Origin of the sequence: Candidatus Angelobacter sp. (assembly GCA_035607015.1) — a bacterium.
Classification (GTDB): domain Bacteria; phylum Verrucomicrobiota; class Verrucomicrobiia; order Limisphaerales; family AV2; genus AV2.
The window spans coordinates 1-8165 of record DATNDF010000503.1 but is presented as its reverse complement, the minus strand read 5'-3'; the positions used below and the strand labels follow the sequence as shown (position 1 = coordinate 8165).

6 protein-coding genes are annotated in these 8165 nt (G+C 60.7%); 3 read left to right on the top strand and 3 right to left on the bottom strand.

Annotated features, from left to right (window positions below; translation table 11 throughout):
• Both VN887_20205 and VN887_20200 read left to right on the top strand, forming a co-directional pair.
• Window positions 1-1018: hypothetical protein (locus VN887_20205; protein HXT42342.1), on the top strand; the 1018-nt coding region annotated here is incomplete at its 5' end.
• A 42-nt stretch (window positions 1019-1060) separates the two neighbouring features.
• Window positions 1061-3610: a ThuA domain-containing protein gene (locus VN887_20200; GenBank protein ID HXT42341.1), complete on the top strand. Its 2550-nt coding sequence runs from the start codon at window positions 1061-1063 to the stop codon at window positions 3608-3610.
• A 69-nt stretch (window positions 3611-3679) separates the two neighbouring features.
• Here the strand turns inward: VN887_20200 and VN887_20195 are convergent, their stop codons facing one another.
• From VN887_20195 to VN887_20185, 3 genes are all read right to left on the bottom strand, one after another.
• Window positions 3680-4519 (bottom strand): hypothetical protein, encoded by an 840-nt coding sequence (locus tag VN887_20195; GenBank protein HXT42340.1) that lies wholly within the window; start codon window positions 4517-4519, stop codon window positions 3680-3682.
• A 77-nt stretch (window positions 4520-4596) separates the two neighbouring features.
• Entirely contained in the window at window positions 4597-5583 is a 987-nt protein-coding gene (locus tag VN887_20190) for a HEAT repeat domain-containing protein (GenBank protein HXT42339.1), read from the bottom strand.
• A gap of 27 nt (window positions 5584-5610) precedes the next feature.
• Complete coding sequence (locus VN887_20185; GenBank protein HXT42338.1) at window positions 5611-6330, bottom strand: ribonuclease H-like domain-containing protein; 720 nt, start codon at window positions 6328-6330, stop codon at window positions 5611-5613.
• Window positions 6331-6668: 338 nt separating this feature from the next.
• Between VN887_20185 and VN887_20180 the strand changes: the two genes are divergently transcribed.
• On the top strand, window positions 6669-8165 hold a 1497-nt coding region (locus VN887_20180; protein HXT42337.1), incomplete at its 3' end, for a DNA mismatch repair protein MutS.

The window sequence follows — 8165 nt, the reverse complement described above, 5'->3', positions numbered from 1 at the left end:
CGCGCCGGACGGAGAAATGTTTTACACGACGGCCACTTGCGGCGAGCACCTGCTGCATATCGTGATGTCGGAGAAAGCCCTGGCGCGTGGAAGCGTTGGTGGCATTCGCGCCTCTGCGGTCATCCCCGATCACCAGAAGGTCTTCCCGGCCGTGCATCACACACGTCCCGCGTATGTTCAGATTGACTGGGTGGGCATGTTCACGGCGGCGGCCGGTTCATGCATCTACAACGGCGGCGCCTGGCCGGATCGTTTCAACGGCACGCACTTCCTTTCCGAGCCTACCGTCAGCCTCGTGCATAACGATTGGCCGAGGCCGGAGGGCGTCACCTACGTCGCCGGCAAGGAACCCGGCCGCGAGGAAACCGAGTTCATCGCTGGCACGGATCTCTGGTTCCGGCCAATTCACACACGCGTCGGTCCGGACGGGGCGCTTTACGTTGTGGATTTTTACAATCAGGCGGCGATCCATAATGACACGCGTGGGCCGGCCCACGGCGCGCACAACGCGGCCACGCGCCCCGACCGCGACCATCACTTCGGCCGCATCTGGCGCGTACAACACAAGGAAGCCAGGAAACTGCCACCTTACAAACTCGACTCGAAGAAGCCGGCGGACCTTGTGAAAGCACTGGAACATCCCAATGGTTGGGTGCGGGGCACGGCGCAAAGGCTGCTCGGCGAAGGCGCTGGCGTCAAAGCGATCCCCGCGTTGACCAGGATCGTGAAATCGGGTTCGACGCCCTACGCGCGCATCAACGCGCTTTGGACGCTCAATGATCTGGGCAGACTGAATGGTTCATTGCTGCTGTCCGCACTCGATGCCAAAGACCCCGTCCTCCGAAAGAATGCGCTGCGACTCGTTGCTGAAGGCAAAAATGGAGGCGACACCATCCGGCGAGACGCCGTTCTTGCGGGTCTCAGCGATTCCAACGCACGCGTCCTGTTAAATGCTCTGATCGCGTTGGCCAGTTTCGAGCCTTCCCCGGAAATCGCGCGTGCCGTCGTCCCGCTCTGACCCGACCTGAAGGACCCGTATCTTGAATCCGCAGCCTTGGGTGTGGCCGCGAATGACCCGCTGCTCTTCGTCGAAGCCTCGTTCAACGCGAAGGACCCGGCGTTCCTCGCCCCGTTCGTTTCCCATGTCGTTCGGCTGCTCGCCAACCGTCACGAGCCGGCCGGTGTCACGAAGCTTGTCGAGCTGCTCGCCCGGCAGCCAGCCGGCGCCGACGGCCTGAAACAGGTTGCTCTCGAAAGTCTGGTCGCCAACCTGAAAAGTGACCTGATTCCGGCGTGGTCGGGCGATCTTCAAAACGCGTTCAAGTCGCTGCTCGCCTCACCCAAGCCCGGGCTGCCGGGCGCGGCACTGCCGCTGATCGCGCGCTGGGACAAGACCGGCGCGCTCGCCTCCGATTTGAAGCCGGTCATCGTTCAGCTTGCCGAGAAACTCCAGGACGCCTCTCTGCCCGATGATCAGCGCGGTCAGGTTGCCGCGAACCTGCTTGGTGTCCGCAACCTCGACACGACCATCGTCCCGAACACCGCCGGACTTCTGGGCTCGCCGGCCTCAACCGATTTGCAGAAACGCATCATCGAAGCACTCGGCTCAACAGGCGACGCCGCGGCCGGCGGCGAGTTGATCGCCGCCTACACGCGGGTCCCGGGCGAATTGCACGAAGCCCTGCTCGGCCAGTTGTTCAAACGCGCGGATTGGTCGCTCGCGCTCGTGCGGGCGCTGGCCGACAGGAAAATTGATCTGCTGCTGCTCGGTCCGGCGAATCTGCACCGCCTGCGCACGCATCCGGACAAAACGGTTGCCAGCCGCGCCAACGCGGTGATTGATCAGTTGAAAGGCCCCGAACAGAAGGAAAAGGACAAATTGCTTGCCCAACTCAAGCCGGAGGTTGAGAAACCGGGCGACGTCGGGAATGGCCACAAGTTGTTTTTGGCGAATTGCGCCGGATGCCACACATTCAAGAACGAGGGCCGCAATCTGGCGCCGAACCTGACCGGCATGGGCGCGCACGGGCCGGGGGAACTGCTGGTTCATATCGTCGATCCAAACCGGCTCGTCGAGCCCAACTTCGTCAGCGTCAGCATCGAGACGAAGGACGACCTGTCCTACGACGGCATCGTCGAGCGCGAGAACAGCACGGAGGTGCTTTTGCGCAACGCGACCGGCGACTTCACAATACGCAAGGACAACATCAAGAGCCGTCGTTCCACCGGCCGGTCGCTGATGCCCGAGGGCTTCGAGGCGCTCGGGGGCGAAGGTTTGCGTGATCTGCTTGCGTATATCTGCGCCGACGAGTCGAAGTACCGGTTGATTGATCTCTCGGGCGCATTCACCGCGAACAGCGCGCGCGGCATCTATTCGCGCACCGAGTCACTGGACGAAACACTCAAGTTCAGGAAATTCGGCCTCGTCAAGGTGGATGACGTGCCGTTCGACGTCGTCGCGCCGGCGCGCTCGGCCACCGGCAACAACCTGATCGTGCTCAAGGGCGGCAACGGCGTGGCGAAGACGATGCCCCAAAAGGTGGAGGTGAAGAATATCGGCATCGCTGCAAGCCGGCTGGATTTTCTCGGCGGCGTGGGTGGCTGGGCCTGGCCGTTTGGCGGCGACCCCGGCAAGAATCTGCCGGTGGCGAAGATCACGGTTCGCTTCGCCGATGAGCGGAGCGAGGAATTCGTTTTGAAGAATGGTGTGGAAATCGCCGATTACAACGGCGACACGGACGTGCCGGGATCAAAGGCTGCGCCGGGTTTGCTCGCCCACGGCCAGGTCCGCTGGTTCACGAAATCTCTGGCGCGCCCGGGGGTGATTGAAAGCCTCGCCCTGGAGAGTTTCGACAATGCGGTTGCGCCGACGTTTGTGGCGGTCACTGCGGAGACTGCGGCAGCGGAGGGGAGTTCACAGGGAACTTCCGGCGCGCGGGAGCACACAGTTCCCGCCGGCGGACCCCGGCTTGCGGGAGCCAGCGTTTTGATTGTCGGTGGCGGCAGTTCACATGATTTCAAGAAATGGTTTGACACCGCGGATTCCGCCACGCTCGGCAGCACCGGAGCCCCGGTTCGTTACACTGACAAGCCGGACGACATTCTCGGCGCGCTCGGTGGACTGGACGTGCTGTACCTCAGCAACAACCAGCCCATGACAAACGCCGCGTTGCGCAGGGCCATCTTTGATTTTGCCAACACCGGCAAGGGTCTGCTGCTGGTGCATCCCGCGCTCTGGTACAACTGGCCTGACTGGCCGGAATACAATCGCGCGCTGGTGGGCGGCGGCGCGCGCAGCCACGACAAATATGGCGAATTCGAAGTTCATGTGGACAAGCCGCAACATCCGATCATGAACTCCGTGCCCGACTCATTCAAAATCAGCGACGAGCTTTATCATTTCGAGCCCGACAAGGCCGGCACGCCGATTGAAGTGCTCGCCACTGCAAAAAACCTTGTCACGGGCAGGACCTACCCTTCCGTCTGGATTGTGAAGCATCCCAGGGCGCGCATTGTGTGCATCGCGCTTGGGCATGACGGTGGCGCTCACGATCTGGACGCTTACAAGACGATTCTGCGCAATGCGCTGAAGTGGGCTGCAGGGAAATAAAATTCGCGGCGTGATTTCTCAACATGAAGCATTTTATCTGAAGAGTACAAGCTGCAAACGATCTTTGTATCACTGAAAATCCCTCCTGCCCTGAGCGTCGAATGGCCTCGTTGAAAAAAGGAATTTGACAGGATATCGCGACGTTGCGCTCAGCCACTTATGTATTTCAACGTTCCCATCCGTAAAGGAAAAGGCGCACGCACCATCATGGTAGGAGGCAGGGATGTCTCCCCACTGGGTTGCGTCGATCGCGTTGATGAAGAAGCCTTCGTTGATGCTGTCTGCCTGTTCGTCGATTGTCAGCCACGTCATGGCCGGGCTGGGAACATCTGTCGTTTTTAGAAATTGCCGGTAGCTTGGGTTAAACCACGCCCTGCCTGTCGCAGTATTCGCCAAGTTATCTGAGCGTCCGAACAAACCATTCATCGAGGCACTTCGCAAACGCGCGTTCCAACCCCTGGCTCGTTGAGCCGGGCTGAGATAAATATCCCAGGGACATTTGAAAGCGCTGATGTTGGTGTGGAGATAAGGTGAAAGCAGCCCGTTCTGCGCCCAATCCACGTTCGTATTGCTGATATCGTCCACACTTCCGGTTGCACCCCACGTCATGATGTTATTGGCCCAGTTGTCGAACTTTTTCGAAGTGATGGCGAGCTCCGTGTCGGGAATGGTATAATTATTTGGCAGACGATCGCTAAAATCCTGGGAGTAAAGAATGCAGCTTTTCGCCAGCTGCCGGTGATTGTTCAAACAAACGGCTCCATGCGAGCCGGTGTTTGATTTCGCCAGCACAGGCAAAACCAGGCAGGAGAGAATTCCGACCGTGACGATCACCACCATCAGTTCGATACGTGTGAATCCCTGTCCGGTGAACGCCGGTTTCCTGTCGGTATGGTGTTCGGCCTTCATGAGCCGCGATTTGCGCGGGCAGGCAGCGCAAAGAATAGCGAATCACCTTGAAAAAGCAACCGCGTCCCGGTCGCGGTTCAAGGCGCTGCTCCCGTTGCCGGCTGTGCGTCAATCTTCCGCAGCGCCTCCTCCGCTTTGACCCGCGTGTAGCTGAACTCTTCAGCGAGCACGTTCGTCAGGGCAGGTAGCGCAGCCCTGGCAGCGGGGCCAAACTCGCCGAGCAGCGTCGCAGCGCCGGCGCGGTTTGGATTTCTTTGATCGCTCAGAATTCTGATCAGGATCGGCACCGTGGTCGTGGATTCGCGGCCAGTCTTCCAAAGCGCGTCAATCACCGCCAGACGGAAGGAATCATCATACATGCCCAACGCGGCTTTGAGCCCGGGAAGCGCGGCGCCAGCCAGCGCACCAATCTGGCCGAGAGCGGTGACTGCGGAGTTGCGCACCGACGGGTTCGAGTCCGTCAGCGCCCTGGCCAGTGCGGGAGCAGCCGGGCCTGCTTGCGAACCAAGATGTCCGATGTATGACGCGGCTTTCGCGCGGATGTTCGGGTCGACGCTTTTCAACAGCTCGATGAAGTAAGGCAATCCGGCCGGGCCAATTTGCAGCAGGGTCGCATGCGCAAGTCCGGCGGAACCGAAACCGATAAAATCGTTCAAACTGGCGTCCACTCCGACCAGCGCCGGGACCGCGGGCGCCGCGGCCGGCCCGAAGCCAAAGAGGACATCGATCGCGCGTTCCTGGAGCAATTGGTCGAGCGCCCGATTGGGTATTTTGCGTGCGATAAACGCCGGCAACTTCGGACGCCACTTTTCAAGGTGCGCCCAGAACGGACTTCTCCTTCTGTTCACCACGCGAGCGAGGGCCGGCACGGCGGCCGGGCCGATGTTGCGCAAAGCCTCCCGCGCCTTGGAATTATCGTGAAGCAGCTGCTCGACCCAGTAGCTGACCGCCCGGCCTTCGTAGTGCGGTTCCCGTGTGTGCCAGACAAACCATCCCGCCGTAGTGAGGGCGAGCAGGACGACGATTGCCACGGTGTAACGTTTGGACAACGCGGCGGGTTTCATCGGACAGGCGCTCTCTGATAATGCACATTACTTGATGCCGGCCAGCCGTTCCTTCCAAATATTGTAGAGCTCCAGCGTAGCCTGCACGTCGCGCAAACAATACTCTGCGATGTCGCGGAAGCGGCCTTCGGCCAGCAGCCGGTTGACGTCCATCCCCGTGACGCCGTGGCTCTTAGGCGACTCGATGCCGAACGCCTTGCAATAAAAATCAAGATTGAAGCGCCGGGCCGCGCCTTCCCGTCCGCTGACACCGTAGAAAGTGAGCTGTTCCGCAAGGTCGCAGTGCGGGTCGGTTTGAAAACGGTAGCCGAGCCAGTCCTTGCGCGTGATCGGCACATTCAGAATCGCCGAGCGCAGATAAATGAACGGCACGTCGAAGCCGCGGCCGTTGAAGGTGACGACGTGCCCGTATTTCTTCCCAATCTCCCAAAAGGACCCGAGCAACTCCGCCTCGTCGGCGCAGGGAACATATCTGACCGCCGCGGCTTCGTCCGCGCCCTCTTGAAAGTCCCCGGCCTGAAACAAAACCTGTCCGCGCGCAGTCTCCGCATTCAGCATGGCGATGCACACCACCTGCGCGGTAAGCGGCCACAGGTTGAATTGCAGGAGGATTTCGGCACGCCGGGCTTCGCGGGCCGCGGCGTCGGGAAGTTTTTCTGCCTCGCGGAAAAGATACTCTTGCTGCGTCTCATCGAAACTCTCGCGCGGGAGCGCGGAGGTCTCGATGTCAAAAATCAATCTGGCCATGCGCGACTAGGAGCGGGGCGGCCCGCGAACAGCCCGGACGACAGGCCGGCAACTTCTGCTGCCGGAACCTGTCGTCCTGCGTTTGAGTTTTAAGAAACGACTACTTCTTTTTTTTGCCAGCTTTCTTTTTCTTTTTAGCGGCCACAGATTCTCACCTCCGTTCTGTTTTTGGGTTCCAAAACTGTCGCCAAAATTTTTTGAAAGAGCGTTCGCGTCTGGTCTGCCGTCAATTTGTAGAGGAAAAAAAAATTTCTGACCAGTTTTAATTTCACAATTTCCTGGACGCGTAAAAAATTTCCTTCGACCGGAAAAATTTTTCCGCTAGCGTGTGCGACACCATGAGCAGCGACGCCCAACTCACGCCGATGATGGCGCAGTACCGGCGCATCCAGAGTGAACTTCCCAAGGACGCGCTGCTGCTCTTCCGCCTCGGCGATTTCTATGAGCTTTTTTTCGAAGACGCGCAGACCGGCGCGCAACTGCTCAACGTCGCGCTCACCCGGCGCGGCGTCATTCCCATGTGCGGCATTCCGTTTCACGCAGCCGGCGGTTACATCGCGAAACTCCTGAAAGCCGGACGCAAGGTCGCCATCTGCGATCAGACGGAGGACGCGCGTCCTGGCCAGCTTGTGAAACGCGAGGTGACGCAGATCCTCAGCCCGGGCACGCACTTCGACGAGCGAATATTGACCGCCGGACGGAACAACTACCTCACCGCGATCTGCCGGGTTGGCGGCGCCTTCGGCCTCGCGTTTACGGACTTCACCACCAGCGACTTCAAGGCGACGGAAGTCGAAACCGAATCTGCCCTGCTCGCCGAATTGGAGCGATTGCGCCCGGCGGAAGTCATCCTCCCGGGCGACGCGGCCTCGCTTCGCGCGCTGTTGCAGGCCGCCTTCCCCCTTGTAAACGTCTATGAAGACTGGGTTTTCGCACCCGAAACCGCGCAGTTCACCTTGCGCGATCATTTCAAGGTTGCCTCGCTCGACGGTTTTGGATTCAAAAGCCGCGCGGCGGGCACCGGCGCGGCGGGCGCCGTCTTGCATTACCTGGCGCACCACCTCCGGCGCGACGTGGCGCATCTGACGCGGCTCTCGTTCTACCAATGCACCGATTACCTCGCGCTCGACGCCGTCACGCTGCGGAATCTCGAAATCCTCGAGCCGCTCCACCGCGACGCGACAAATCCGGGTTCGCTTTACGCTGCCGTCAACCGCACGGTGACACCAATGGGCGCGCGCCGCCTGCGCGACTGGCTCTCCCAACCGCTCGCGGCGGTCGGGCCGATTCGACGCCGGCAGGAGGCCGTGCAGGCGTGGATCGACAATCCATCCGCACTCGAAAGTTTCCGCCGGTACCTGACCGACGTGCGCGACATGGAGCGGACGATCAACCGGCTCAGTGTCGGCACCGGCAACGGGCGCGACCTGCTCGCCCTCCGCCTTGCCCTCGAACAAATTCCGGCGCTGAAGGACACGTTGCACAGCGCGGGACAGGCATCCGGCCTGTCTCGTGATGAATTCCGCGCAGTGCAAGAGATGAGGGAGGGGACAGAGCCACCCGGAGCGGGCGGCGCACTCGTTCTGCTTCTGGAGCTGGCGTCACTCATCAGCGAATTGCCCGACCTCGTCGAACTCATCGCGCGTGCCATCGCGGACGAGCCTCCGCTCGCGGTGAAGGAAGGCGGCCTGATCCGCGACGGCTTCGACGCCGGACTGGACGAACTGCGCAACGCTTCACGCGGCGGCAAGGATTGGATCGCGAAACTCCAGCAGGATGAGATCGAACGCACCGGCATCGCGTCGCTCAAGGTCCGGTTCAACTCCGTCTTCGGC